Genomic DNA, 26062 nt, shown 5'->3' with positions numbered 1-26062 from the left:
ATGAAAGGTATATTCAGCCCGGACAATCCGGTAGTTAGATTTTTTGTAAAGCTTGGTTATATCTGGTATCTGGATATTCTCTGGCTTGTGACGAGTCTTCCGATCTTTACAATCGGAGCATCCACAACGGCACTGCTTTACAGCTCGATGAAGCTTCAGAAGGAAGAAGGATATCCAACGAAGAATTTCTTCCATTCCTTTAAGGAAAATTTCAAACAGGCGACCGGAATCTGGATGATTTACCTCGGAGTTGGAGCGCTTCTGGCCTTAGATCTGATTTATTGGAACAAGAGGGGAGCCGGCTTCTCGAATTTGAACATGCCTTGGGCACTTTCGATTGCGGCCTGCATTCTGTATGGAATTTCGCTTTCTTATGTTTTCGCTATTCAGTCCAAATTCGTGAATACGGTAAGAAATACCATCCTCTATTCCATCTTACTTCCCTACCGGAATCTGAAGCAGACGATTTTGATTGCAATCGTTCTGATTGCGGTCATCTATTTCAATGTCACCACCGTCTTTGCGGTCAATTTCATGACTTTGAATTTCGGAGTCGGCCTGATTGCTTATCTTTTCGGCATCTTTTTCTCCGATGTCTTTGAGAAATATATACCCAAAGAGAAAGAGGACGGTGAGATCGAGGAGGAAACATAAAATCCATGCTTGAGACAGGACTCAGACTTCATGACAGTGAAGATTTGCCTTTTGAAGAAAGGCTGAAAACAGTAAAAAGACAGGGCTTTTCCTGTATCCATATGGCACTGACGAAGACAAAAGGGCTGCCTTCCAAGAAGGAAACTTTGACTCCGGGCTACGCTGCCTGGATGAGGAAACAGCTGAATGAGGCAGGACTGGATCTGGCAGTTCTCGGATGCTATTTAAATCTTGCAAATACCAATCGAGCGCAACTTACTGAGATACAGGATACCTATCGGGCTCACCTTCGTTTCGCATCCATGATCGGATGCGATGTGGTGGGAACAGAGACGGGTGCGCCGAATGAGACCTATACCTGTGATGAAAGCTGTCATACCCAGGCAGCACTCGACCTTTTTATCTCGAACTTACGGCCGGTTGTCCGGGATGCGGAGCATCTGGGACAGATCTTAGCGATCGAACCGGTAGCAAAACATATTGTAAGCACACCAAGAAAGGCACGGATCGTTCTCGACTCCATTGCATCCCCAAACCTCCAGATCATTTTCGATCCGGTCAATCTACTGGACATGCACAATATAGACCACGCAGAAGAAGTCTTTGAAGAAGCCATGGACCTATTGGGTCCGGATATCGCAGTGGTCCATCTCAAAGATTTTATTCGAAAAGACGGACAGCTTTTGGCAGTCGGATGTGGCCAGGGAGAAATGAATTACAGAGGGATCCTGAAATATCTGAAGGAAGAAAAGCCTTATATTCAAGCCACGCTTGAAAATACCAAGCCTGAAAATGCAGAGGAATGCAGAAAATTCATTGAGAGGGAGTATACTCTGGCGTGAATACTATGGTTACTGAAGGAAAAACAAACGATATCGACCGCTTTATAGACTATCTGATATCGAATTCTACAGCAGAGGCTCCTCTGTGGAATATGGAAATGATAAGGAGCCACAAGCCCAATCATTGGAATTACATTGACGGATGCATGATGACAGCGGAGATCTCTCTCTATGAGAGTACCGGTGATGAGAAGTATCTGAAAGCTTGCGATTCCTTTGTGGATTGGTTTGTTTTGGATGACGGTTCGATCCGGACCTATGATCCCGAGGAGAAAAATCTCGATAATATTAACATGGGCCGGTCTCTGTTTCCTCTCTATCGTTATACAGGCAAGGAAAAGTACAGAAAGGCCATGGATACGATCCGCTATCAACTGAAGATCCAGCCGAGGACGGCGTCCGGAAATTTCTGGCATAAGGAGATCTACCCCAATCAGGTCTGGCTGGATGGTTTATATATGGCCCAGCCCTTTTATATCGAGTATGAGAACCGCTTTGACAAGATGAGATTTTGTGTGGATTCTTTCCGCCAGTTTCAGAATGTCGAGAAGTATATGAAGGATCCGAAGACCGGTCTCTACTATCATGGCTTTGATGAATCGAGACAAATGTATTGGGCAGATCCCAAGACGGGCTGCAGCAGGAACTTCTGGCTTCGTTCTCTCGGCTGGTTTGTATGCGCGCTGACAGATGCAGCGGAGCTTTTTGACGAGCAGCTTTATTATGAAAAAAGATATCTGGGAACCATGCTGCAGAATCTTGTAGATTCGCTTGCCAAATGGCAGGACAAAGACGGACTCTTCTACCAGATCGTAAATCTTCCCGATCTGGAAGGAAATTATGAGGAGACGTCTGGCTCGGCTTTGATTGCTTATGGTGTTTTGAAGGCGGTTCGCCTTGGCATCCTGCCGGAACGCTATGCCGCAATCGGAGAGAAAGCCATGGAAGGCCTGATTCGAAAGAAGCTGATTAAAAATCCGGATCATACCATAGGACTTGATGGCATCTGTCTTGTTGCAGGTCTCGGAGGAAAGGATCACCGCGACGGATCCATTGCCTATTATCTCAGTGAACCGGTTGTAAAAAATGATGCAAAAGGAACGGCTCCCTTCCTTCTGGCCTATACGGAACTCCTGCGGAGGAAAAAATGATATGAGATATGAAATCAGTGCGGTTTTCCGACGCAGCGTAACAATCGAACTTCTGAACGAGGAAATTTTCAAACCGCCAAAGCCTGTGACAGTCGAATTAGACGGCCGGGAATGTATGAAGGCAGAGACAAATGTCTTTTCCATTTACGGCCTTCTTCCGGATCGGGAGTATACCCTTACCATTGACGGAGAATCGAAGACCTTTACCACAAAACCGGAGAGCTTTTTATTGGATGTCCGGGAATTCGGTGCCGTGGGAGATGGCGTAAAGGAGGATACCCCCTTCCTTCAGGCAGCCATTCTTTCCTGTCCTAAGGACGGTACGGTTTATATCCCGGCTGGGAAATATAGATCGGGCCCGCTTTTCTTGAAAAGCCATATGACGCTCTATCTTGAAAAAGGTGCTGAGCTTCTGGGACTTACAGACAGGAAGAAATATCCGATTCTGACCGGTATGACGTCATCCACAGATGAATCACAGGAAGTGAATTTCGGCTCCTGGGAGGGGAACCCCCTTTCCATGTTTGGATCTCTGATTACTGCGATTGATTGCGAAGACATAGATATCATAGGAGAAGGTACCATCAATGGCTGCGCCCAAAACGGTGATTGGTGGCAAAATCCTAAGGAAAAGGAAGGCGCCTGGCGACCCAATCTCGTATATTTCTGCCGATGCTCCAATATCCGTATGCAGGGCCTGACCTTAACCATGTCACCGAGCTGGACCCTTCATCCTTATTATTCGAATCATCTGGCTTTCTATAATTTGAAGATAAAGAATCCCTACCAGTCGCCCAATACAGACGGATTTGATCCGGAAAGCTGTGAGGATGTCCTGGTTCTCGGAACCGATATCTCTGTCGGAGATGACTGCATTGCCATTAAGAGCGGAAAACTCTATATGGCAAAGAATCATTTGAAACGAACAAAAAAGATCGAGATCCGAAACTGCCTTTTGGAGAACGGCCACGGCGCTGTCACGGTTGGTTCGGAGATCGCCGGCGGAGTTGTAGATGTCCATGTCAGTCGATGCATTTTCCAGGGAACGGATCGGGGAGTTCGCATCAAGTCCAGACGAGGCAGGGGAAAGGAATCACTGCTCGATGGCCTGTATTTCGAAAACATCCGGATGGATCAGGTTCATATGCCCTTAACCGTGAATATGTTCTATTGCTGTGATCCGGACGGGCATAGTGAATATGTCCAGTCTCTGGAGGAGTTCCCGGTTGATGAGGGAACGCCGGTCATCGGAAGGATCTGCCTGTCGAATATTGATTGTAAAGATGTCCATGGGAGTCTGGTGACAGCTGATGGGCTGCCGGAACAGAAAATTGCCTGTATTGATGTGAAAGGAATGCGGGCGTCTTTTGCACCGGCGTCCGAACGGCAGCCGGAGCAGGCTATTATGGCCGACCATGTGCCTTATATGAACGGGCGGAGCTTCGTCCTTCACAATATTGAGAAAGTTCGGCTTTTGGATATCACAGTGGAAGGATGCGATGACAAGGCGCCTGAAATGGTCGGAGTTATAGAGAAAGAGATCGAAAATCTGAGATATTTGTAACTTTTTAATATTCAAGTAAGGAGGATATTATGGAACTTAGAACAGCATGTTCACCAAAAGATGAGAAACATTATGATACAGACCGGCTGAGAGAAGAATTCCTGGTGGAGAAGATCTTTTTTGAGGATGAGATCAAGCTTGTATACAGTCATATCGATCGTATTATTTTCGGAGGCGCCTGCCCGGTGAAGAAGGCACTCCGGCTGGAAGCCGGAGATGAGCTTCGCGCTTCCTATTTCCTTGAGAGAAGGGAACTGGGGATCATCAATATCGGAGGCCCAGGAAAGATCACTGCTGACGGTACAGTATACGAGATCGGGTCCAGAGACGGCATGTATATCGGTCGTGGAACCAAGGATATCGTCTTTGAAAGCCTGGATGCAGCGGATCCGGCAAAGTTCTATATGTGCAGCGGTCCGGCTCACATGACCTATCCGACCAAGCGAATTCTGAAGGACAAGAAAGCAGAGCATGATTACGATGTCGAAATCAAGCCTGAGAATAAGAAAGAACTGGGCTGTCTGGAAGATTCCAACCATCGTACCATTAATAAGTATATTCTTCCCGGCCAGGTAGAGTCCTGCCAACTGGAAATGGGAATGACACATCTGGAGCCCGGTAGTGTCTGGAATACCATGCCGTGCCATACACATGACCGCCGCATGGAGGTCTATCTCTATTTTGATCTGCCGGAAGATGCCTTTGTTATGCATTATATGGGAGAGCCGACGGAGACCAGACATCTTGTGGTAAGAAATGAACAGGCTGTAATTTCTCCTTCCTGGTCCATTCATGCAGGAAGCGGAAGCCGGAATTATACCTTTATTTGGGGAATGGTCGGAGAGAATCAGGACTTCGATGATATGGATGAAGTCAGAATGCAAGACCTGAGATAAGAATATTGATATCGTACCTTACGATAAGTTTGTTTCTCTTGAATGAAGGGGCGTGTGAAGATTTTCACACGCCCCTTTGTTAAGTTAAGAGATCTTATGTTAAGTTAAGATTTTTTATGTTAAGTTAAGACCTCTTATGTTAAGTTAAGATATCTTGTGTTAAGTTAAGATCTTACTTGTCTAAAACCTTCACATCAGCTGTTTCCTCGACATCCTTGAACTTGGATTCATCCAGCTGAGAAGGATCCTGTCCGATATAAGCGAGGATTCCGCCGTCAATATACACGACCTGTCCGTTAATAAAATCAGAAGCAGGAGATGCAAGAAAGACTGCCAGGCCCTGGAGATCCTCAGTAGTGCCCCAACGCTGTGCAGGTGTCTTGGAGCGGATGAAGCGATCAAAAGGATGCATAGAGCCATCTGCCTGCTTCTCACGAAGAGGAGCTGTCTGCGGAGTAGCAATATAGCCCGGTCCGATCGCGTTGCACTGAATATTATACTGACCGTATTCGGAGCAGATGTTCTTGGTCAGCATCTTCAGGCCGCCCTTGGCTGCGGCATATGCACTGACAGTCTCACGTCCGAGCTCCGACATCATGGAGCAGGCATTGATGATCTTGCCGGACTTCTGCTTGATCATGTAAGGAAGAACGGCCTTGGAGCAGATGAAAGGTCCTGTCAGATCAACATTGATGACCTGATCCCACTGTGCTACGGTCATGTCAACCATAGGAATTCTCTTGATAATTCCTGCATTGTTCACCAGGATATCAATGTGTCCGAACTTGTCGATGACATCCTTCACAAAGGCATCGACCTGATCTTCCTTGGTGACATCGCAAACCTTACCATAGGCATCGATGCCCTTTTTCTTGTATTCCGAAAGGCCGCGATTGACCAGATCCTCGTTGATATCGTTGAATACGATCTTTGCACCGACCTCAGCCATCGCCTCAGCATAGGCAAGTCCGAGTCCGTAGGATGCACCCGTGATCCAAGCTACTTTTCCGTCCAGTCTGAATTTGTCAATAATTCCCATGTTCCCCTCCTGTTTTCATATTGTGAATAAAAAACTTAATATTTCAATCGAACAGCAAGATCTTGAACCTGTGATATCGCATGTCTTCCTGCTGCTTCGATTTGATTGAATTGAGTGAAATATAAACCAATCCTTTCAACGGTTTATATTTTATCCTCTGACTTCTTTGACAATGGCTGCCGCTTCCTTGACAAGGGCAGTGATCTTGTCCCAGTCATGCGCCTTGATGAGGTCGCCCTTGACCATCCAGGAGCCACCGGCACAGAAGATCTTCTCGCATTGCAGATAATCTCTGACGTTGGATGGATTGATGCCGCCGGTTGGCATGATGCGAAGATCAACCAGGGCAGAAGTGATGGCCTTGATCATGGGAAGTCCGCCGGACGGCTCTGCCGGGAAGAACTTCACGTGGTCGAGCCCCATTTTCATGGCTGCTATCATCTCGGAAGGAGATTGCGTTCCCGGGCAAACGGGAATATCATGATCTAAGCAGTAGGAAACGACTTCCGGGTCAAATCCGGGAGAAACGATGAACCGGGCTCCTGCATTGATGGCCCTCTTGGCCTGATCGACTGAGAGAACGGTGCCGGCACCGACCAGAAGATCCGGATAGGTCTCGGACATGATGCGGATGGATTCTTCGGCTGCAGCGGTCCGGAATGTGACTTCTGCTGCCGGAAGCCCCTGCATCAGGCATTTTCCAAGCTCCACTGCATCAGATGCATCATTCAGTACGACGACCGGTATGATGCCGATTTTGGCAAACTGTTCAAAGACAGCCTGCTGTTTTGGTGAATTAGACATAGAAACAACCTTTCTGAAACGCACAACTCACAAGTTGACTACAGTGTCAAATGTGCCATTGGCACTGTAAGTATCATATTGAAAGCGTTTACATTTTCTTTCTAATTCATATTTTACTATGAAATGCCGAATTGTCAACTGAATTTCGCAGGGAACAGATTTGCAATTGAAATTGCTTAATGATAAAATGTAAGTGTTTACAAACATGCCGGGGAATAGGAGTGAGGAAGAATTGAAGGGATGATCATAGTGGGGAGCAGCGATGCCAGGAACCACTCATATCCAGGAATGAGAAAAGAAGAGGGGCAGCGATGCCGGGAACCACTCATATCCAGGAATGAGAACAGAAGAAATAGAAATCAGGAATTGCAATGACAGGTAAGAAGAAAAAAATACCCGGGGGAATCTTTGTTAAGTTATATGCCCGATCCTTCGATCGGGATCAAATTGACTGGGATCACCTTATGTTTACGGGAAGTAAGCTATGGAAACTTCTGATTCCTCTCATGGTGGAGCAGCTTCTTGCTTCTTTGATGGGTATGGCAGACACCATGATGGTGTCGAGGCTGGGTTCTGCAGAAGTATCTGCAGTTTCTCTTTCAGATTCCATCAACAATCTGGTCATCCAGGCCTTTGCCGCACTTGCGACCGGCGGAACCATCATCTGCTCTCAATATATCGGAAGGAAGGACCGAAAAGATGCAAACCGTGCCGCAGAACAGGTGATGTTCTCCTGCTTTGCCCTGTCTTTTGCCATAGGACTGGTTTGCTTTCTTTTGAGGAAACCAATACTTTCGCTTGTCTTCGGAAGTGTCGAAGATGATGTCATGTATTACGCCTTGGTCTACTTTGCTTATACAAGCATTTCATTTCCTTTTATAGCCCTCTATCAGTCGGGCAGTGCTTTTTTTCGGGCCGGTGGCAACAGCAGATTTCCGATGACGGTTTCCGTAATCTCAAATGGGTTGAATATCATCGGAAATGCCTTCTTCATGTTCGTTCTGCATATGGGCGTGGCAGGAGCTGCACTTTCAACGCTTTTGTCCCGTATCTTCTGTGCACTGGTCATTTTCGCTTTTCTCCGTCTGCCAAGGCAGGAGATCGTGATTCGTCGTTATCTGGTGAAACCGGACTGGAAGATGATCAGAAAGATCCTGTCGATCGGCATTCCATCCGGTGTTGAAAACAGTATGTTTCAGTTCGGAAAGCTGGCCATTCAGTCGAGTGTGTCGACGCTTGGAACGGCATCCATTGCAGCCCAGGCCATGACCAATATTATGGAAAGTGTAAACGGCGTCGGCGCGATCGGTGTCGGGATCGGGCTGATGACCGTCGTCGGTCAGTCTCTTGGAGCCGGAAAGAAAGAAGAGGCGAAGTATTATGTCCTCCGCCTCATGGATATCTCTGAATATGTGATCATCGTCTCCTGCCTTCTGATTTTTGCCATGGCAAAGCCTGTCATCTGGCTGGGCGGAATGGAGCCTTTCTCCGGAAGACTGTGTTTCTACATGGTTACCTGGATCACCATTGTGAAACCTCTGATCTGGACACCGGCCTTCATTATCGCCTATGGAATGCGGGCAGCCGGAGATGTGAAGTTCTCAATGATTGTATCTTCCTGCACCATGTGGATGTGCCGTGTGATTCTGGCAACCGTTTTGATCCGGGTCTTTGGCATGGGACCTATGGCAGTCTGGATCGGAATGTTCTCCGATTGGTTTGTGAGAGGAATCATCTATCAATGGAGATTCAAGTCCATGCGCTGGCTCAGGCATGAGGTGATTTAACTCAGTCGGAGTACAAGCTCCGACTGAGTTAAACGCTCCGCGAGGATGCGCACGGATTCGGACAGGAATTTGTCTGCTGAAGCAGACCCGAATCCGGCGCGCAAGACTCGCGAGCGAGTCTTGACAAAAAAAGAAACAGAAAAATCCGATCGTGGAAAAACTTTCACGATCGGATTTTTTGATTTCATCTGTATTACGATCACCCGTAAAAAGCAAACCGAGACGATCAGATTTTATTCATTTGATCTGTATTATGCTTATGATCATTTGCCTACAGCACTACCCCATCCTTAAAGATGGAGATCTCCCGGCAGCCGTGCTTTTCTGCCAGCGTTTCTTCTCCGGATGCCACACGAAGGACGTAGGAGAGAAGCCTCTGTCCGGCTTCGTCAATGGATTCCTCCCCGTCTGCCACCGTTCCGGCATTGAAATCGATCCAATCCTGCTTTTTCTTGAAAAGTGCAGTATTGGTCGATATTTTAACCGTTGGCGCAGGGGCACCGAAAGGAGTTCCGCGGCCGGTCGTAAAGAGGATCAGATGGGCGCCTGCCGCTGTCAGGTCGGTTGCGCTGACGAGGTCGTTTCCGGGACCGGACAGGAGGTTTAAGCCCTTCTTTGTAACCGTCTCCGCATAATGAAGAACATCGACGATCTGGGCACTTCCGCCCTTCTGGACACAACCGCAGGACTTGTCTTCCAGCGTTGTGATGCCGCCCTTTTTGTTGCCCGGCGAAGGATTCTCGTATACGACCTGGCCGTGGCTGGTGAAATACTTCTTGAAGTCATTGACCATCTCGACCGCCCGGTCGAAGGTCTCTTTGTCCTTGCAGCGGGAGAAAAGAATATTTTCCGCGCCGAACATCTCGGGTACTTCCGTCAGAACCGTCGAACCGCCAAGGGAGATCAGTCGGTCAGAGAAACGGCCGACAACAGGATTGGCTGTGATGCCGGACAGACCGTCCGAACCGCCGCATTTCATACCGACAACAAGTTCCGATGCAGGAAGCGTCTCCCGATGGAACTTAGAAGCATAAGAAGCCAGCTCCCGTAACAGCCGGGTGCCTTCTTTCAATTCATCCTCGACATCCTGACAGATCAGGAATTTCACCCGGTCGGGGTCATATTCCCCAAGCTCTTCTTTGAACATATCAAGCTGCAGATTCTCGCAGCCAAGCCCCAGGCAGAGCACACCGCCGGCATTGGGATGGCGGACGAGCGCCGTCAGAAGTTTTTTCGTCTGGGCCAGGTCATCTCCAAGCTGTGAGCAGCCGAAGGGATGTGGGTAGCAATATAGACCGTCCACAGGATCTTTGACCAGATCCTGATTGTTCTCCACCAGTTGTTTGGCAATTCCGTTGACACAGCCTACTATTGGGATGATCCATAGTTCATTCCGAATGCCGACACGGCCGTCTTTCCGCCGGTAGCCCCGGAAGGTCAGCTTTTCCCTTTCTTCTTCGGAATAGACAGGCAGATCATAGACCTTGTGGTCATAGACATAGTCCGCTTCTTCGGAGAGACCGGTGTGTGCATTCCTTGTATGAACCCAGCTGCCCTTTAAAATATCGCAAGATGCAAGGGCGATAGGATTCCCGTACTTGATGACAGGACTGTCTTTTTTTATTTCCGTCAGCGCAATCTTATGACCGCGCGGGATGGGTTCGAGCACCTTGACGGAAAAACCATCAATGCTTAGTTCTTCCCCTTCTTTGATGTCCTCCAAGGCAACGGCAACATTGTCATGGGGATGGATGTGTATGAGTTTCATAGTGATTTCCTCGTTTTGTACAAGACAGGCATATGCTTCTTTTGCATTTTCAAAATAGAAGCATATGCCTGATCTGTTTTTAGAACCTTTCCTCTGATTTCATTGAATTCCTTATTTTAAAATAGAAGCATAAGCTGCCTTGGCCCCGTCTTTTCTTATGATGGAAAGGTCAGAAAGAACCTTGTCTTCCAGTCCCGGAACCTGTGTCAGATCCTGATCCCACATCTTCTGATTGGTGAGAACGTCATGAACCAGGGTCTTGTCGTCGGCGTCTTTGTGCTCCCAGTAGAAATCCAGAGCCCAATCGTCATCCTGAATCTTATATTCATTTCCTGCGGGCCGCTTTGCAATCAGACCATCTTCTTCCCGACGGAGGAGATTGGTGGAATAGAAAGCAATGTAGGCTGCAAATCCCATGCAGAGTGCTTCAGGAAGTTTGCCGAATTTATCGACATATTCCAGAAGAGAGGGCAGGTCTCTGGCCTTCCATTTTGATGTAGAATTCAGAGAGATGCTCATCAACTGGTGATCTACAAAAGGATTGTTGAAGCGGTCAGTCACAGCTGAAGCGAATTCTTCGCAGTCTTTCTTGTCCAAAGGAAGAATCGGAATGACCTCATCAAAAAGCAGCTGATTCATGAAAGCATGTACGGTCTCATCGTGCATGCAGTCACGAACGATGTCAAAACCGGCCAGATAAGCGCCAAGGACAAAACCGGTATGCGCACCATTTAAGATTCTGACCTTACGTTTCTTATAAGGAGCAACTTCCGGAACCACATGAACATTGAGTCCGGATCTCTTGAAAGGCAGGCGATCTTCCAATTCCTTCGGCCCTTCGATATACCAGACGCCGAATACTTCGCCGACATCCTTCAGACAGTCCTCATAACCGTTTGCTGCATCCAATGCAGCATTTTCTTTTTCATCGCGAATGCGGCCGGGAACGATCCGGTCTACCAGGGTAGAGCAGAACAGGTTGTCATTTTGAATATAGGCCAGGAAATCATCTCCGAGATCCCAGTCTTTGGCATGCTGCAGGACGCACTTTTTTAACTCTCTGCCGTTATTGTCGATCAATTCGCAGGAAAGGATGGTGACACCCTTCTGACCTGCCTTGAAACGCTCATAGAGAAGGCTGGTCAGCTTTCCGGGGAAGGAATTCTGCGGCTCATCATCCTTCTTGACGGAAGGATCATAGACAATGCCGGCCTCTGTTGTGTTGGAAGCGATGTATTCGAGCTCCGGGCTCTTGGCAATTTCCTTGACCTTTTCCCAGTCAGCACTTTCATAAGGATTGTAGCAGCGGTCAACCACAGAGATGACACGCTTTCGATCGACCTTCTCACCATTTTCCGAACCGCGGAGATAGAGGGTATAGAGTCCTTCCTGGCTGTTGATAATGGAGGTCAGCCCATTGGCAATCGGCTGCACCAGAGCTACTTTGCCGTTCCAGCCGGCTTTTTCATTGGACATATCAAACCAGTAATCCACAAAGGCACGAAGGAAGTTTCCCTCACCGAACTGCAGAACCTTGACCGGCGCCGAATCTTTCGGAAGGATGTATCCCTTGTAACCGGACTTTTCCAAAACACGATAATTTAACTGTTCCATTTCTCCTCCTTGATATTCCCTTTTCTTTCTTCTTAAAATCAATTCTTTCTTCAGGGTCGCTCTACATTTGTAAAAGGATCAGAGATTAAAATATCTCTTGGCATTGTAGTAGCTGATGCCTTCCACGATCTTCTTCAGTGACTCTTCGTTATTCGGATATTCGCCGTCTTCGACCCATTTGCCGATCAGATTGCACATGATCCTACGGAAGTAGTCATGTCTGGTATAGGACAGGAAGGATCTGGAGTCTGTGAGCATTCCTGTAAAGGTGCCGAGCAGGCCGAGGCGGGCGAGCGATTTCATCTGCGCTTCCATGCCATCTCTGGTGTCAAGGAACCACCATGCGGCGCCGAGCTGCATTTTTCCGGGGATCTCTTCTGACTGGAAGCAGCCAAGACAGGTCGTGATCTGGTTAAAGTCCGCTTCGTCCAGAGAGAAGACAATGGTCTTCGGAAGTTCCTGCGTTTGATCGAGTTCGGAGAAGAACTGAGCAAGCTGGTTGTAGCACTGGGACTTGGCAATCATATCAAAGCCGGTATCCGGACCTTCCAGTTCGTACATTCTCTGGTTGTTATCTCTTGTGCAGGAGTAATGGATCTCCATGACAATGTTTTCCTTATGATATTTTCTGGCAAGAGAGAGAAGAACGGTGGTCTGATACTCGTCGATTTCCTTCTTTGTGAGAGCTTCGCCCTGCATTGCCTTTTCGAAAACGCGATTGGCTTCTTCCATGCTGCATTTTTCAAAAGGTACATAGTCAAGGCCATGATCGCTTGCCCGGCAGCCATGTTTCTTAAAGAAATCGATCCGGTTATTCAGGGCCTTGCAGACATCGGCTGCGGTCTTGATTTCAATGCCGGAAGCCTTGGAAAGTTTTTCCATGTATTCAGGGAAGCCCTTCTTCTGGATATTCACGGCCTTGTCGGGACGGAAGGAAGGGCAGACCAGAAAACCGAGATCCTTCTCGGCAGCCAGCTTCTCATGCCATTCCAGAGAATCGGCAGGATCATCGGTAGTGCCGACATATTTAACATTGGACTTCTTAATGATGCCGCGGACGGACAGGTCGGGGTCCTTCTGGAGCATCTCACTGGTCTTATCCCAGATTTCCCGGGCATTCTCGGGAGTCAGGGGTTCGTTGATGCCGAAATAAGTCTTCAACTCGAGGTTGCTCCAATGGTACATAGGATTTCCGATGGCCATTTCCAGAGTTTTTGCAAATGCAAGGAACTTGTCATATGGATCGGCATCTCCCGTTACAAGATTTTCCGGGACTCCGTTGGACCGCATGAGTCTCCATTTGTAATGGTCGCCGAAATAGCTTCCGTCCGGATTCTTTCCGCCGAGCCAGACCTCAGCGATATTGTTGTAGCGCCGGTCCTCATAGATCTCTCTCGGAGAAATATGGCAGTGATAATCGATGATTGGCAGCTGCTCTGAATAATCGTGGAAAAGATGCTTTGCAGTCTCTGTCGTGAGCATGAAATCCTTGTCCATAAATTGCTTCATGTAAAAAACCTCCTGATAACTACCTGTGACTACTTATGATGATGTAATGCTTGTGTAACAACATATGACTTTGTGACTGATTACATGTGATTATGTGACTTGTTTCTCCTCGCTTCTTGCCTGGATATATAAAAGCCCATATAATGTAACCGCTTACAATAGAAATAATAGCACTTTAGTCTGGCAAGTCAATAGAAAAATGAAAGCACTTACACATTTTAGCTATATTATTGTATGGAATGGGTGGGGTGGGGACGGATCTGCTAAGGGTATCTGTGAAGGGTATCTGCGAAGGGGATCTGCTGAGGGGATCTGCTAAGGGAATCTGCTAAGGGCATTTGCTAAGGGTATCTGCTCAGGGGATCAGCTGAGGGCATCTGCTAAGGGTTTGGGGTATCCAACGGAGCCGGGCATGGTTCAAATATCGTAATACAGATAGAATTTTAAAATCCCGATAGTGAGAGAGTGATTTTACCCGGTTTTCGTCACTATTTATCGTAATATGAAGTGACTAAAAAATTACGATAGTGAAATCAGGAGATCACTATCGTAATTTTGAAAAGCAAGTGATATTAAGATAATGGCACCGGTCTGCCTTGGTTTCATAGAAGTCCACTATCGTAATTTTGAAAAGTAAGTGATATTAAGATAATGGCAAAGCCTGCCCCTGGTTTCGCCATCAAAAGTTCGTTGTATTCCTCTTGATCAGCCGGCTGGGCACGGATAGAAGCTCCGGGATCTCGGACTTTCCGTTCAATAAGTTGATCAGATTGAGGACGGTGTCGTGACAAAGTTGTTCACTTCTTCCATCAATGCTGGTAATTTCCGGCTCGCAAGTCACGGCAAGGGAAGAATTGTTATAACCTATGATCGCGATATCCTCCGGAATGGAGAGAGAGCGGACATTGGCATATTTGACTGCACCGACAGCAATACTGTCATTGGTTGTAATAACGGCATCAAAGGTAAGTTTGCTGTACTGGAGCAGAATATCACGGACATAGTGGGGTTCAGCCGAACGGAGCTTGATCTTCAAATCGCCGGAAACCGGGAGTCCGTGCGAAGACAGGGCATCTTCATAACCTTTTTGCTTTTCCGAAGCACTGTAAGACGATGATTCAGTGAGAAAGAGAATTTTCTTTCTTCCGGCCTTGATCAGAAGGGATGTGGCATCACGAACTGCAACCCGGTCCTCGGAGACCGAAGAATAGACATTCTCACCGTGCACCTTTCCGTTAATAATGAACACAGGAACCTGCTCTGCAGCTTCTCGGATATAATCGGTTTCATGGTCATCGATGCCATGACCGGCATAAGTGGAACCAACAAGGATCAGACCATCGATATGCTTTGACAAAAGCATACGGACATGGGCTTCCTTTGCCTCTTGATCGAAAGTCGAGCAGGAGAGGATACAGTCATAATCGTATTCCGAGAGATATTTTTCCAGAATGGAAACGGCGTTCGACATATAGATATCCGCAATATCCGGGACCAGGATCCCGATGGTATGCATGGTGTTCAAACCTAGACCTTGCGCGAAGACATTGGGTGTATAATCTGCTTTTTCAATCACAGAAAGTACCTTTCGCCTCGTTCGCTCGCTTACCTTGCTGCTGCCATTAATGACTCTCGATACTGTGGCAATCGAGACGCCGGAAAGTTTTGCAATATCATAGATATTCATGTTTGGCCTCGCCTTATATTTTTTAGCATTGAATGAAAGCGCTTACAAAACTATAATACAATATTATTATATACATCATGTAAAAGCAAGGGAAAATGTATTTTTCAGAAAATCAAGGGGTGTTCTATGGATATCACAACAGGGGGATTTCAATACAGGCAAACTTTTGAAGCTGGAAAAGAATCGGTGGTTTTGTCTGAAGATGGCAAGGTATATGAAAACTGCCGTTTTACCGGCCATTTATCCGCCAGAGTCATGCATGAGGACGGGCGGCCGTATCACACTTTCCGGACGGCTTCGCTTCTGGTGCAGGGGAATCATATCACTTTTCGAAACTGTCTTTTTGAAAATACAGCGGGGCCGGGCAAAGAAGTCGGGCAGGCTATCGCTCTTTATCTGGATGGGGAGGATATCAGGCTGGAGAATTGCATCATAAGAGGGCATCAGGACACACTTTTTTTAGCGCCACTTCCGGAGAAAGAACGGGAAAAGGACGGTTTTATCGGACCAGGCCAATTTCTGCCACGAACCAATCGGACCTTTTCCTTCAATAACTGCTTGATTGAGGGCGGTGTTGATTTCATCTTTGGGGGAGCAAGTGCAAGGTTTACAAATTGCGAGTTTCGGAGTGTGGAGCCAGGGTTTATATTTGCCCCGTCTACTCCGGAACATGTGGAATGCGGTTTCCTTGCGGAAAACTGTCGTTTTACTGCAGTCGAGGGGCTGCCGGACGGGTCCTGCTATATCGCAAGGCCCTGGAGGGAATATGGCATGGTTCGAATCAGCCATTGTGAGCTGGGGCCGCATATCCATCCGGACCTTTGGTGTGACTGGGCCGATGCCATGAAAGAAGGTAAGGCCCGGTTTACAGAACATTTAGGGCGGGAAAGCCCACGGTTTTAACCGTGGGATGATAGCCCTTTTTTCCTTTTTGCCCTTGACTTTGTGTATAAAAGAATGCATAATATACACATATGGAAAATCAATATAAAAGAACAGCTACAACAGTATCGTTTATAAACTACCATCTCGTATTCTGTCCAAGATACCGCAGAAAGATATTTAACATACCAGGTGTCGAGGACAGGTTTAAAGAACTCACACGGCAGGAGTGCAAACGCAGGAACATCGACATCATCACTATGGAATGTCATGTTGATCACGTCCACATGTTTGTAAGTGTCTATCCCCAGATACCCATACCGGATATCCTGAAATACATAAAAGGCGCGACTTCCCATGCACTAAGGGATGAGTTTCCCCAGCTTAAGAAGATGCCTTCCCTGTGGACAAGATCGTACTTTGTCAGTACGGCAGGCAATGTAAGTTCTGAAACCATCAAATGGTACGTGGAGACACAGAAAACGAGGTCATAGTCTATGACGGGAACGAAAACATCAAAACCTATGCATACCGTATGCTTAAGACTTGATACATCTGCATACGAAGGTTATCTCATAGACCAAAGCTTCCATGCCCTGTCGCATATCCATAACGTACTGGTAAAGCATGCTCAAAAACTCCTCATACGTCTGAAGTATGATAAAGACTACCAGCAGCTAAGAACAGAATACATCGCATTTCTAAAAAAACACAAGGTCAAACAGAAACTTTCCAAGGCAGAAACGGCCTATAAGAAAAACCTGTCAGACAGGATGAAGAACATCCGGCAGGATATGGGGCTTTCTGAATACAGTTTCCAGTCATATATCAAAAAATGTGCGAAACAGTATCATAAGCTCCTGTCGTCACAGCAGGTTCAAAAGGAAGCCACCCGTGTATGGCAGTCGGCAGAGAAGTATCTTTTCGGTGACGGAAAGGCAGTACACTTCAAAAAATACAGGGACTTTGATACCATAGGCGGGAAATCCACGAAAAACGGTATGCGGTTTGATACGAAGACCTTTTCCGCCGTATGGATGGGCCACACGTATAAGGTGAAACGCCCTAAAAAGTCATCCATGGACTACGTGTATGAAGCACTCTCTTCTGATATAAGCTACTGCGATGTCAAACGCCGGATGTTCCCGAACGGCTGGCACTACTATATTGTAGTCGTCCTGAAAGGACCGGCTCCCAAGAAACTGACCGCCGGAAATAAGGCCTGCGGTATCGACCCGGGGGTATCCACCATGGCGGCAGTATCAGATGAAGACGTATATCTTGAAGAGTTGGCTCCTGATATTGGTAAGTATAACAAAGAGATCGTAGATACCCAGTATCATATGGATCTTTCAAAAAGATCCTCGAACCCGGATAAATACAATCCTGACGGTACGATAGACAAAAGCAATCCTGACAGATGGAAGTCCTCAAAGACTTATATCAGACGGAGGAACAGGCTCAAATATCTGTACCGTGTACGGTCGGATTATATAAAGCAGTCACACAACAGGCTGGTCAATAAACTTCTAAAAGATGCCAGAGACTTTTATATCGAAGATATGGATTATAAGACTCTGGCAAAGAGGTCAAAGAACACTGAGCACTCAGACAGAATCTCTGAAGTAAAAACGAAAGACGGTTCTGTAAGGCATGTACATAAATACAAGCGCAAAAAACGATACGGTCGATCCTTAAACAACAGGGCACCGGCACTATTTATACATCTGCTGGAACAGAAAGCCTCACTTTATGGCGGGTCAGTAACAAAGATAGCGACGAAAGACTATAAAGCGAGCCAGTATGACCATAGTACGGATACCTGTACTAAAGCCCCACTATCGCAGAGAACCAAGATCATAGATGGACGTACCGTACAGAGAGACCTTTATAGTGCGTTCCTGATACTTAATACAGACGATACATTCACACATCCCGACAGGGATAAATGCATGAGTACCTTTGACAGTTTTGTCAGACGGCAAGATAAACTTATATCGGAAATGAAGAAAAGCAATAGATCCATGAAGCAGTGTTTTGGCTTTTAAGATCCATAGAGCATACAAAAGGTTCAGACATCAGCCTTCCGCCTTGGAGATTAGATACTCTGTATCGAAATCCGCATAGACGGTAAAACCTGAAAACGGTCATCTATATCTTATTCTATAAGGATAAGTGATGTTGACTTTATCTTAAGGAATCCCACGACTTGAGTCGTGGGAGGATGTCAACGGGATTGTATGCGGCGTACTGGCCGACCCCAGGCCAGAGCTTGCGGCACTCGTAAAGGGTACCATTGCCGCTGCCGCCGTCATCAATGAAATCATCGCCGTCCTCGCTGCCCGGGAAGGATTCCAGCTCGCCGGAGAAATCGGATCCGGATTGCCGTATCAAAAAACGCATGGATAAACATCGGCGTATGCCTGCCGGCACCAGGCTCCAGGAAGAGGCTCTGCTCAATCTTATGTGTTAAAACGTGATACTGTGTTTGTGGGCGTAATAAAATCTATACATTCTATACAACATAAAAACCGCATGCTAAATCATTGCGTTTGTATTGAAGTAGCAGTATAATACAAGTGGTAATCAACGAGGAGGTGCGATATGTCAAGTACAATACAGATACGTGTTGATGATGAGCTCAAAACAAAATCCGACACCCTGTTCAGGGAGTTAGGAACAGATACGACTTCCGCTATCAGGATGTTTCTTACCCAGGCCGTTGCAAATAACGGATTTCCTTTTGAATTAAAGAAAAAGACGGTAAATCCATATGTGACATTGACAGAGGATGAGGTACTTAAAAAACTTGAAGTATCAAGACAGCATGCGGCAGAGGGTATGGTACGAGATGCGGATGATGTGATATCCGATATGAGACAGAAATATGGAATATAAGGTTGTTATTACATCCGATGCCGAAGCGGATTTGGATGGGTTTATCAGATATCTTTTACTTGAGAAGAAAAGCGATCAGGCGGCTTCCAATGTACTGAATGACTTTGAAGCTACAAAGATCGGTCTCTCCAGAGTGGCCGGGAGCTTAAAACTGTGTGATAATCCGCGGCTTAGAGAGCTTGGTTACCGGAGAATGAATTTCCTATCTCATGACTACTTTTTGCTATACAGAATTGAGGGAGATACTGTCATTGTGGACAACATATTCCATGAACTGCAGGACTACGAGAATAAGATATTTTAAGTACAGAAGAATGATGTCCAGTCCTTCGGGGCTGGATTTCTTTATGCCGGGATGTACTACTTGGCTACGGGCTGTCTATAGGAGCAGAAAGCGAAAACACCGAAGATTACAGGGGTTGAATTACGACACTTAAAAATATCCTGATTCTAAAATAAGAGGCGGGTTCATTCCTTTTTATCCAGGAGGTAAGAAATAACAAATATCTGGTGACAGGCACCAACGTATCGATGACAAGATCGAACAGCAGAAGCTGGTCGTTTCCAAAGCCAAGGATAAGTACGAAGCTGAACTCGAGCAGCTCAATCAGCTGATGAAAAAACGCGATGAGTTACACAACAAGGAACTGCTTCAGGCAATCGAGCATAGCAACCGATCATTTGAGGAGATCATGGATTTTCTCACCGCCGATGACTCTCAGGAATAAACCAGGGAGCTGTCGAGAGTTAATTTTTCAGGAAGTTCACAATTAACCAATAGCTCGAAATCCTTTGTTTTCAAGCATTTGACGTAAGAAAGGAATTTACAACTGGTTTATAACTTTTAAAATTGCTGCGATACGAATTAAAAAAATGCACTTTGAATTTAAGTATAAGCGACGATGATAAATTATAATTTTCGGTTCATTTTACATTATTATTTGTCGTGTTACGGAAAGTAACAATGAGTGTTACAGTCTGTGTATGGTGTAACGTCCCCAATTTATCATAAAATGATTTGGAAAAATATTAGAGGAGGTCATCTTACATGACATTTGGAGAAAAACTAAAAGCGGCAATGAACATTTCGGGTTTGTCACAGGAACAATTTGCGGAAGCTCTTAACATTTCAAGATCAGCTGTAGCAAAGTGGGAGAACAACATAGGAATCCCAGATGTTTCAAATTTAAAAGGTATTTCCAAACTATTAAACATAAGTATAGATAGTCTTCTTGATGAAAACGATAATATAGAAAACAAGGATATTAGTCTTGGCATTGTTTCGGATGACAATCAGATGCAGGGCGAAAGTATTTTGCCATGTCCAGAGTATGAAGGATACAATTGTACAATTGAGCTTAATGGATGGAATGATGGCGTTTATGATGTGATAATAATAGGACAAGATAGCAATTTCTTGTATTATCAAAAGCAAGAAAAAAATAAGTTAGTTACCGGAATGATAGGAAAAAATTATATTGTTTCAGTCGCAAAAACAAAAGAGATAAATACTAAGTCTGAAACAAAAGATATAAGTAAATTATATTTTATTGATAAACATGTAATACTTGAAGTTGCACATAAGGAAGGTACACTAAAAGGCTTTTTTGACTTTACTAATGATGACTATTTGGATGTTGTAATTAAAAAGTTTAATGAAAAGGATTTGGAATTGATGTTTGGTCACACAATAGATATCAATAAAATAACAAGAATCGAGGAATTGTAGGGGAGAACATACAATCTTACTAGGGTGAGCATCATGAATTGCATAACCGGGAGATGCATATTAGTGGAAAATTTTTATTGGGTCAAGATGAACCGATAAATGACCCAATAAATGACCCAATAAATGACCCAATAAAATTAGACGGACGTGAAAAGCAGATTGTTAAATTGTTGAGAGAAGAGGCTGCTCTTACAAGAAAAGAGATGGCTGAAAGACTTGGCTGTTCTGATTCAACAGTCAAGAGAACTTTACAGTCAATGGTAAAAAAGGGCGCAATCAAGAGAATTGAATCAAATAAGAAGGGTGAATGGATTCTATTGGAGGGAAGGTAATGCCATTTTTTAACAAATATCTGGTGACAGGCACCAACGTATCGATGACAAGATCGAACAGCAGAAGCTGATCGTTTCCAAAGCCAAGGATAAGTACGAAGCTGAACTCGAGCAGCTCAATCAGCTGGTGAAAAAACGCGATGAGTTACACAACAAGGGACTGCTTCAGGCAATCGAGCATAGCAACCGATCATTTGAGGAGATCATGGATTTTCTCACCGCCGATGACTCTCAGGAATAACCCAGGGAGCCGTCGAGAGTTAATTTTTCAGGAAGTTCACATTTTATATGTTTTGGGGAACTTTTGCGCTGATTTAATATTAGAAAGTTCCCTAAAATTAATTGCGTTTTAGGGAACTTTCTAATATTATCTTGTTAGAAAAGTTCCCTAAAGGAGGCAACTATAAATGGATGGTAATTTTAATGTGATTCAACAGCTACTACAAGAAAGAGCTGATTATCAGGCTCGTTTGAATCTAATTCCCTACGATGGTTCCCCGGAAGTGAAGGAAAATAGTAGTGGAAGGTATTTATATATTCGAAAAAGAGTGAATGGCAGATTGACATCCACTTACGTTGATGTGTATTCAGACGAGTTATACCAGATGCTTTTAAGAAGCACAAAGGAAGCTAGAAGCTTAAAAAAGCAAATCCGCAGAGTTGACAAAGAACTTGCAGATAATGGTTATACTCAGAGTGAACTATCATCTGAAGTGATTCGAAATCTTGATTTCGCTAGAGCAAATATGAAGGCTAATATCTACGATCAGGCGGTTTTAGAGGGAGTTGCCACGACATTTCCACAGACTGAGGAAATAATCGAAAATGGAACGGTTAATGGTATGACTGCCGATGATGTGCAGAAGATTCTCAATTTAAAGCACGCATGGGAATTCATTCTCGATAATGATGTTATACAGGCCGATAGTAATTATTATTTATTGTGTTATATTGCAAAACTTGTTAATGAAGGATTTTCCTATGATGGAGGTAGAATACGCGGGGTTCCGGTTTCAATCGGAGGCACGAAGTATGTCCCGCCACTGCCTATTGAATCTCAGGTGATAGAAAGCATTAATGATATTTTAAGAAGCGACAAGGACAAAGTAGATATTGCTATTGAATTATGTATGTATTGTATGAGAACACAAGTGTTCTTAGATGGCAATAAACGCGCTTCTGTAATTTTTGCAAATCATTTCATGATTAGTCATGGTCTTGGATTAATAGTGATTCCAGAGAATCATGTTCCGGAGTTCAAAAAGAAACTTGTTCATTATTATGAAAGTGCAGATATTGCAGATATCAGTGAATTCCTAAAAACAAACTGTTGGAAAAAGATGTAGATTTGAATTTAAGTTAAAGTGAACCCCTTTGTCAAGACAATTTTTTCAAATAATTAATTTTTTAGGTGGATTTGTAACCCACTTTTAACCCTGGCAGTTTTTGCTCAAATGTGACAAGGCAGCAAAATTACAGTGATTTTGGAGATGTGACATAAAATTACATATGGCGAAGCACATTTAATCTTAAGTTATATGTCAGGGCCGTCAGGGCTGATTTCGGAACTGATACAGAGTAGTGTGGGTGCAGAAAGGATTTGTATGGATATATCAGATGTAAAAGAACTCCTTAATAAAGGTGAAAAGGTGGATGTTGAGTGTAAGGAGTCTGACAGTAAGCTTTCTAAGTCCATATGGGATACATATTCATCATTTGCCAATACAAATGGTGGCTATATATTTCTTGGCGTTAAGGAAGATAAGAAAAAGAATTTGCCTGAGGAACGGTTCCAGATACAAGGTATAAAGAATTATGAGGTTCAGGTTAAAAACTTCTGGGATACAATTAATAGTGAAAAGGTGAATAAGAATATTCTGACGGATGAGGATCTTCAGATTGTCATGATCCCCTCAACAGAGTTGGCTGTTATTTCTATTCATGTGCCGCGAGCAGATTATAATAATAGACCAGTTTTTATAAATGGGAATCCATACAAAGGAACATTTAAAAGAAACCACGAGGGTGACTATCATGCCTCTGAAGATGAAGTAAATGCCATGTTACGTGATCAGAAATCCGAGGGGAATGATGGCATAGTATTGGAACATTATGACATGGAAGATGTTGATCCTGAAACGTTGAGCCGCTATAGAACCATGTTTCAGAATAACAATCCGGATCACGTCTGGAACCAGGAAGATAATAAACAATTCCTTACAATGCTTGGAGGGTATAAGAAGGATCGTAGTAAAGAGATTGAGGGACTTACTATAGCTGGTCTACTCATGTTTGGCAAGGGCGTTTCGATTAGGGAAAGATTCTCTAATCTTATGATGGATTATAGAGATGAAAGTAATGCTACGGACGATATGCGCTGGGGAGATCGGGTAACATACGACGGCACGTGGGAGAATAATCTTTTTAATTTCTTTATGAAAGTTTCTCCAAAATTAACGGCTGACCTGAAAAAACCGTTTGTTCTCGATAATCAGCAGCGTGTTGACGATACACCGATACATAAGGCAATCAGGGAAGCGTTCGTTAATATGATCATTCATTCTGATTATTTGTTGGATGCGGGGACGCTTAAGATAATTAAGAAACAGGATGAGTTCATATTTACAAATCCCGGAAGCCTTAAACTTTCTGTTGAAGAGATATTTAAGGGTGGAAACTCGAAGTCAAGAAATCCCAATATGCAGTTAATGCTGCGTATGATCGGGTTTGGTGACAATATTGGTTCGGGTATTCCAACAATACTTAGTGCGTGGAAACAGGAAGACTGGGTTGAACCGAACTTGTATGAAGATACACATTTAAATCAAGTTACGCTTACACTGAAGACATTGGCTACATGGACAGAGTCAGTTGACGAATTACAGGATAGTATCGTGTGTCTGCCGAGTGTGTCTGAAAAAAGTCTAACGGCAATGAGAAATGTTTTATCGATCTATAATCTTGGAATATCGCCGGAGGCACGTGCAAATATGACGGAAGTTGCTAGTGCTATTTCTAATGCAATGAAGACTGTTAATCAATTGGATTTGTCAGGATTGTACGAGGCGGTTTCACGAATCGCTGAAATGAGCAAAATGGTACAACCTGCCAGTGAGAATGCAAGGAAACTCGCTGCATTAATATCTGAGGATTTGAAAATAAGTATCAAATCAGCGAATAAATCAGCGAATTCGGATAAAAAATCAGCGAATAAATCAGCGGATTCGGATAAAAAATCAGCGAATAGTATGAGCAAACTTACCGAGCGACAGAAACAAATTCTGGCCATAATGGAAGATGGAGGGGAGTATACTACGGAGACTATTGCCAGGGCGATTGGATTAAAAGGCCCAAGAACCAGACAAATATTGAATGAACTTGTTGAACTTGGGGAGATAGTGAGCCTTGGTACAACAAAAGACCGTAGATATCGAATAGAAAATGCTTGAAGGCTTTATGACAGCAGAACAGTTAAAAAAACTCCATCTTGCAGATGGCTGTACAGGGAAAACTTGTGCCACAAGACCCTAATGATGAGCCTGTAAGTGAGCTTATAAAAAGAATAAGAGAAGGAACAACTCATTAAAGATGGCAAAATCAAGAAGGAAAAGAATCCTTCTTACATCTTTCGTGGTGAAGATAATATTCCTTATGAGAAGGTGGGTAAAAATGAGCCGGTTTCCATTGCTGATGAAGTATCGTTTGAGATACCTGATAGCTGGGAGTGGGTCAGATTAAAAAATATAGCGAATGTGGTATCTGCAAAACGTGTACATAAATCTGACTGGCAATCCCCTGGTATTCCGTTTTATAGAGCTAGAGAAATAGGAAAACTATCAGAACAAATAATACGGAGTATCATGAGGATATGTCAGACGACAGCTGGAAGCCATTAGAGGATGTGCGCTAAAATGTACAAGGGGGGATTATAATGATTAGTAAAAAACAATATGAGTTAATGAAAGCGGAGTTTGGAACTGTCTCAAGTTGGGCTGTTTGGGCACCTCAGATTGATACGGTAAAGTCTGGAACGGGTGATATTTCTTTTTTTGAAAAGGATGACATAGTAGATGTGTTGAATCCGAACTATGTTTTTGTGGGATTGAACGCATCTAGCACGCACGTTCAGAAAACGGGTGTTGCGAATATTCGTGTGTGGGGGAATTTTCATAGCACGGATAATAGAAGACAACATGATTACAAACTAAGATATGCACTTCAAGAAACACCTTATTGGGGCGGATATATAACTGATATTATAAAGTATCATGCCGAGGTGGATTCAAATAAGGTGTCGCGCTTTTTAAGGGAGCATCCGGAGGTTGTAAGAGAAAATATTGCATTATTTAATCGTGAAATAGAGATCCTTGGTACAAAACCAGTCTTGATTGCGTTAGGTGATAAGGTCTATGAGATACTAACAACTTATCTGCGTGGACAATATACAATTGTGAAGGTAAAGCATTATTCATTTAGAATAGGAAAAGAGGATTATCGTAGAGAAATGCTTGAGGTGTTGAAAGGGTTGTAAGTCTGGATATATTCGCATTTTAAAAATGATTTCAGGTGCAAAGTATCGTGAAAGGTGGTATAGGATTTTTGAAAAAGTCACTAGTGGCCTGATTACAGGTGACTTTTTTGTTTGTTAACTTGTGCTCCAGTGGAGCACAAGTAGAAAAGGATTAGTGTAGATTGTCAAGTAAAAAATGTGTGATTTACGTAATTTTGCAAAGCTTTTTCCACCAATTACGAGCAAACCAGATATTATGTGAATCATTTTCAAAGTAAGCGATTTATCTAAGGGCGGATTTACCGCCAACAGAAAGCCTCCTAAAATGTGAGATTGTAAGCATTTTACTCTATTCACTTGTGAGGAGGCTGACAATGAGTTCCAGAGCCCAAATCA

General features: G+C 44.4%; 23 protein-coding genes. 16 read left to right on the top strand and 7 right to left on the bottom strand.

Annotated features, from left to right (window positions below; translation table 11 throughout):
• From ACKX2L_RS04425 to kduI, 5 genes are read left to right on the top strand one after another with little or no spacing between them, the layout of a single operon-like run.
• On the top strand, window positions 1–654 hold the full coding sequence (locus tag ACKX2L_RS04425; protein ID WP_497550410.1) for a YesL family protein: 654 nt from the start codon (window positions 1–3) through the stop codon (window positions 652–654).
• Between the two features lie 5 nt (window positions 655–659).
• Window positions 660–1496, top strand: a complete 837-nt coding sequence (locus ACKX2L_RS04420; RefSeq protein WP_497550409.1) for a sugar phosphate isomerase/epimerase family protein — start codon at window positions 660–662, stop codon at window positions 1494–1496.
• A gap of 5 nt (window positions 1497–1501) precedes the next feature.
• Window positions 1502–2647, top strand: coding sequence for a glycoside hydrolase family 88/105 protein (locus ACKX2L_RS04415; RefSeq protein ID WP_497550564.1), 1146 nt, complete (start codon window positions 1502–1504; stop codon window positions 2645–2647).
• A gap of 1 nt (window position 2648) precedes the next feature.
• Window positions 2649–4211 carry a glycoside hydrolase family 28 protein gene (locus ACKX2L_RS04410; RefSeq protein ID WP_497552702.1) on the top strand — a complete coding sequence of 521 codons (1563 nt, stop codon included), beginning with the start codon at window positions 2649–2651 and terminating at the stop codon, window positions 4209–4211.
• A 29-nt stretch (window positions 4212–4240) separates the two neighbouring features.
• The gene (gene kduI / locus ACKX2L_RS04405) at window positions 4241–5107 is read left to right on the top strand and encodes a 5-dehydro-4-deoxy-D-glucuronate isomerase (protein ID WP_497550407.1); all 867 of its coding nucleotides are present in this window, start codon (window positions 4241–4243) and stop codon (window positions 5105–5107) included.
• A 172-nt stretch (window positions 5108–5279) separates the two neighbouring features.
• Here kduI and ACKX2L_RS04400 read toward each other — a convergent pair whose 3' ends face one another.
• On the bottom strand, window positions 5280–6146 hold the full coding sequence (locus tag ACKX2L_RS04400) for a gluconate 5-dehydrogenase (RefSeq protein ID WP_497550406.1): 867 nt from the start codon (window positions 6144–6146) through the stop codon (window positions 5280–5282).
• A gap of 150 nt (window positions 6147–6296) precedes the next feature.
• Entirely contained in the window at window positions 6297–6950 is a 654-nt protein-coding gene (locus ACKX2L_RS04395; RefSeq protein WP_497550405.1) for a bifunctional 4-hydroxy-2-oxoglutarate aldolase/2-dehydro-3-deoxy-phosphogluconate aldolase, read from the bottom strand.
• A gap of 464 nt (window positions 6951–7414) precedes the next feature.
• Here ACKX2L_RS04395 and ACKX2L_RS04390 point away from each other — a divergent pair, with 464 nt between their 5' ends.
• Complete coding sequence (locus ACKX2L_RS04390) at window positions 7415–8737, top strand: MATE family efflux transporter (protein ID WP_497550563.1); 1323 nt, start codon at window positions 7415–7417, stop codon at window positions 8735–8737.
• Window positions 8738–9008: 271 nt separating this feature from the next.
• Here the strand turns inward: ACKX2L_RS04390 and ACKX2L_RS04385 are convergent, their stop codons facing one another.
• The 4 genes from ACKX2L_RS04385 to ACKX2L_RS04370 all read right to left on the bottom strand — a co-directional run bounded on the left by ACKX2L_RS04385 (window position 9009) and on the right by ACKX2L_RS04370 (window position 15315).
• Window positions 9009–10505: a UxaA family hydrolase gene (locus tag ACKX2L_RS04385; RefSeq protein ID WP_497552701.1), complete on the bottom strand. Its 1497-nt coding sequence runs from the start codon at window positions 10503–10505 to the stop codon at window positions 9009–9011.
• Window positions 10506–10616: 111 nt separating this feature from the next.
• Window positions 10617–12119, bottom strand: coding sequence for a tagaturonate reductase (locus tag ACKX2L_RS04380; RefSeq protein WP_497552700.1), 1503 nt, complete (start codon window positions 12117–12119; stop codon window positions 10617–10619).
• Between the two features lie 78 nt (window positions 12120–12197).
• Entirely contained in the window at window positions 12198–13628 is a 1431-nt protein-coding gene (gene uxaC / locus ACKX2L_RS04375; protein ID WP_497552699.1) for a glucuronate isomerase, read from the bottom strand.
• A gap of 679 nt (window positions 13629–14307) precedes the next feature.
• Window positions 14308–15315, bottom strand: a complete 1008-nt coding sequence (locus ACKX2L_RS04370; protein WP_497552698.1) for a LacI family DNA-binding transcriptional regulator — start codon at window positions 15313–15315, stop codon at window positions 14308–14310.
• A 126-nt stretch (window positions 15316–15441) separates the two neighbouring features.
• Here ACKX2L_RS04370 and ACKX2L_RS04365 point away from each other — a divergent pair, with 126 nt between their 5' ends.
• The 3 genes from ACKX2L_RS04365 (at window position 15442) to ACKX2L_RS04355 (ending at window position 18245) form a co-directional block, all read left to right on the top strand.
• On the top strand, window positions 15442–16218 hold the full coding sequence (locus ACKX2L_RS04365) for a pectinesterase family protein (RefSeq protein ID WP_497552697.1): 777 nt from the start codon (window positions 15442–15444) through the stop codon (window positions 16216–16218).
• Window positions 16219–16289: 71 nt separating this feature from the next.
• Complete coding sequence (gene tnpA / locus ACKX2L_RS04360) at window positions 16290–16691, top strand: IS200/IS605 family transposase (RefSeq protein WP_497552696.1); 402 nt, start codon at window positions 16290–16292, stop codon at window positions 16689–16691.
• 3 nt (window positions 16692–16694) lie between these two features.
• Window positions 16695–18245 (top strand): nuclease/transposase family protein, encoded by a 1551-nt coding sequence (locus ACKX2L_RS04355; RefSeq protein WP_497552695.1) that lies wholly within the window; start codon window positions 16695–16697, stop codon window positions 18243–18245.
• Window positions 18246–18384: 139 nt separating this feature from the next.
• Here the strand turns inward: ACKX2L_RS04355 and ACKX2L_RS04350 are convergent, their stop codons facing one another.
• Window positions 18385–18657: a hypothetical protein gene (locus ACKX2L_RS04350; RefSeq protein WP_497552694.1), complete on the bottom strand. Its 273-nt coding sequence runs from the start codon at window positions 18655–18657 to the stop codon at window positions 18385–18387.
• Window positions 18658–18801: 144 nt separating this feature from the next.
• Between ACKX2L_RS04350 and ACKX2L_RS04345 the strand changes: the two genes are divergently transcribed.
• From ACKX2L_RS04345 to ACKX2L_RS04315, 7 genes are all read left to right on the top strand, one after another.
• Window positions 18802–19095: a type II toxin-antitoxin system RelB/DinJ family antitoxin gene (locus ACKX2L_RS04345; protein WP_497550395.1), complete on the top strand. Its 294-nt coding sequence runs from the start codon at window positions 18802–18804 to the stop codon at window positions 19093–19095.
• Window positions 19085–19399, top strand: coding sequence for a type II toxin-antitoxin system RelE/ParE family toxin (locus ACKX2L_RS04340; RefSeq protein ID WP_497550394.1), 315 nt, complete (start codon window positions 19085–19087; stop codon window positions 19397–19399). Before ACKX2L_RS04345 ends, ACKX2L_RS04340 begins: the two co-directional genes overlap by 11 nt.
• Window positions 19400–20143: 744 nt before the next feature.
• Window positions 20144–20824, top strand: coding sequence for a helix-turn-helix domain-containing protein (locus ACKX2L_RS04335; RefSeq protein WP_497552693.1), 681 nt, complete (start codon window positions 20144–20146; stop codon window positions 20822–20824).
• 77 nt (window positions 20825–20901) lie between these two features.
• Window positions 20902–21156 (top strand): HTH domain-containing protein, encoded by a 255-nt coding sequence (locus tag ACKX2L_RS04330; RefSeq protein ID WP_497550392.1) that lies wholly within the window; start codon window positions 20902–20904, stop codon window positions 21154–21156.
• A 407-nt stretch (window positions 21157–21563) separates the two neighbouring features.
• On the top strand, window positions 21564–22502 hold the full coding sequence (locus ACKX2L_RS04325; RefSeq protein ID WP_497550391.1) for a DUF6788 family protein: 939 nt from the start codon (window positions 21564–21566) through the stop codon (window positions 22500–22502).
• A gap of 258 nt (window positions 22503–22760) precedes the next feature.
• Window positions 22761–24605, top strand: coding sequence for an RNA/DNA-binding domain-containing protein (locus tag ACKX2L_RS04320; protein ID WP_497550390.1), 1845 nt, complete (start codon window positions 22761–22763; stop codon window positions 24603–24605).
• A gap of 482 nt (window positions 24606–25087) precedes the next feature.
• Window positions 25088–25687 (top strand): hypothetical protein, encoded by a 600-nt coding sequence (locus ACKX2L_RS04315; RefSeq protein ID WP_497550389.1) that lies wholly within the window; start codon window positions 25088–25090, stop codon window positions 25685–25687.
• Window positions 25688–26062 lie beyond the last annotated feature (375 nt).

The sequence above is a fragment of the Porcibacter vitabionis genome (assembly GCF_046263795.1).
In the GTDB taxonomy this organism is placed as follows: Bacteria; Bacillota; Clostridia; order Lachnospirales; family Lachnospiraceae; genus Lachnocurva.
This window is presented reverse-complemented; position numbering and strand designations above follow the sequence as displayed.

Coding starts and splice junctions, on each gene's coding strand:
- ACKX2L_RS04425 (WP_497550410.1), top strand. CDS start 1: ATGAAAGGTATATTCAGCCCGGACAATCCGGTAGTTAGATTTTTTGTA.
- ACKX2L_RS04420 (WP_497550409.1), top strand. CDS start 660: ATGCTTGAGACAGGACTCAGACTTCATGACAGTGAAGATTTGCCTTTT.
- ACKX2L_RS04415 (WP_497550564.1), top strand. CDS start 1,502: ATGGTTACTGAAGGAAAAACAAACGATATCGACCGCTTTATAGACTAT.
- ACKX2L_RS04410 (WP_497552702.1), top strand. CDS start 2,649: ATGAGATATGAAATCAGTGCGGTTTTCCGACGCAGCGTAACAATCGAA.
- kduI (WP_497550407.1), top strand. CDS start 4,241: ATGGAACTTAGAACAGCATGTTCACCAAAAGATGAGAAACATTATGAT.
- ACKX2L_RS04400 (WP_497550406.1), bottom strand. CDS start 6,146: ATGGGAATTATTGACAAATTCAGACTGGACGGAAAAGTAGCTTGGATC.
- ACKX2L_RS04395 (WP_497550405.1), bottom strand. CDS start 6,950: ATGTCTAATTCACCAAAACAGCAGGCTGTCTTTGAACAGTTTGCCAAA.
- ACKX2L_RS04390 (WP_497550563.1), top strand. CDS start 7,415: ATGTTTACGGGAAGTAAGCTATGGAAACTTCTGATTCCTCTCATGGTG.
- ACKX2L_RS04385 (WP_497552701.1), bottom strand. CDS start 10,505: ATGAAACTCATACACATCCATCCCCATGACAATGTTGCCGTTGCCTTG.
- ACKX2L_RS04380 (WP_497552700.1), bottom strand. CDS start 12,119: ATGGAACAGTTAAATTATCGTGTTTTGGAAAAGTCCGGTTACAAGGGA.
- uxaC (WP_497552699.1), bottom strand. CDS start 13,628: ATGAAGCAATTTATGGACAAGGATTTCATGCTCACGACAGAGACTGCA.
- ACKX2L_RS04370 (WP_497552698.1), bottom strand. CDS start 15,315: ATGAATATCTATGATATTGCAAAACTTTCCGGCGTCTCGATTGCCACA.
- ACKX2L_RS04365 (WP_497552697.1), top strand. CDS start 15,442: ATGGATATCACAACAGGGGGATTTCAATACAGGCAAACTTTTGAAGCT.
- tnpA (WP_497552696.1), top strand. CDS start 16,290: ATGGAAAATCAATATAAAAGAACAGCTACAACAGTATCGTTTATAAAC.
- ACKX2L_RS04355 (WP_497552695.1), top strand. CDS start 16,695: ATGACGGGAACGAAAACATCAAAACCTATGCATACCGTATGCTTAAGA.
- ACKX2L_RS04345 (WP_497550395.1), top strand. CDS start 18,802: ATGTCAAGTACAATACAGATACGTGTTGATGATGAGCTCAAAACAAAA.
- ACKX2L_RS04340 (WP_497550394.1), top strand. CDS start 19,085: ATGGAATATAAGGTTGTTATTACATCCGATGCCGAAGCGGATTTGGAT.
- ACKX2L_RS04335 (WP_497552693.1), top strand. CDS start 20,144: ATGACATTTGGAGAAAAACTAAAAGCGGCAATGAACATTTCGGGTTTG.
- ACKX2L_RS04325 (WP_497550391.1), top strand. CDS start 21,564: ATGGATGGTAATTTTAATGTGATTCAACAGCTACTACAAGAAAGAGCT.
- ACKX2L_RS04320 (WP_497550390.1), top strand. CDS start 22,761: ATGGATATATCAGATGTAAAAGAACTCCTTAATAAAGGTGAAAAGGTG.
- ACKX2L_RS04315 (WP_497550389.1), top strand. CDS start 25,088: ATGATTAGTAAAAAACAATATGAGTTAATGAAAGCGGAGTTTGGAACT.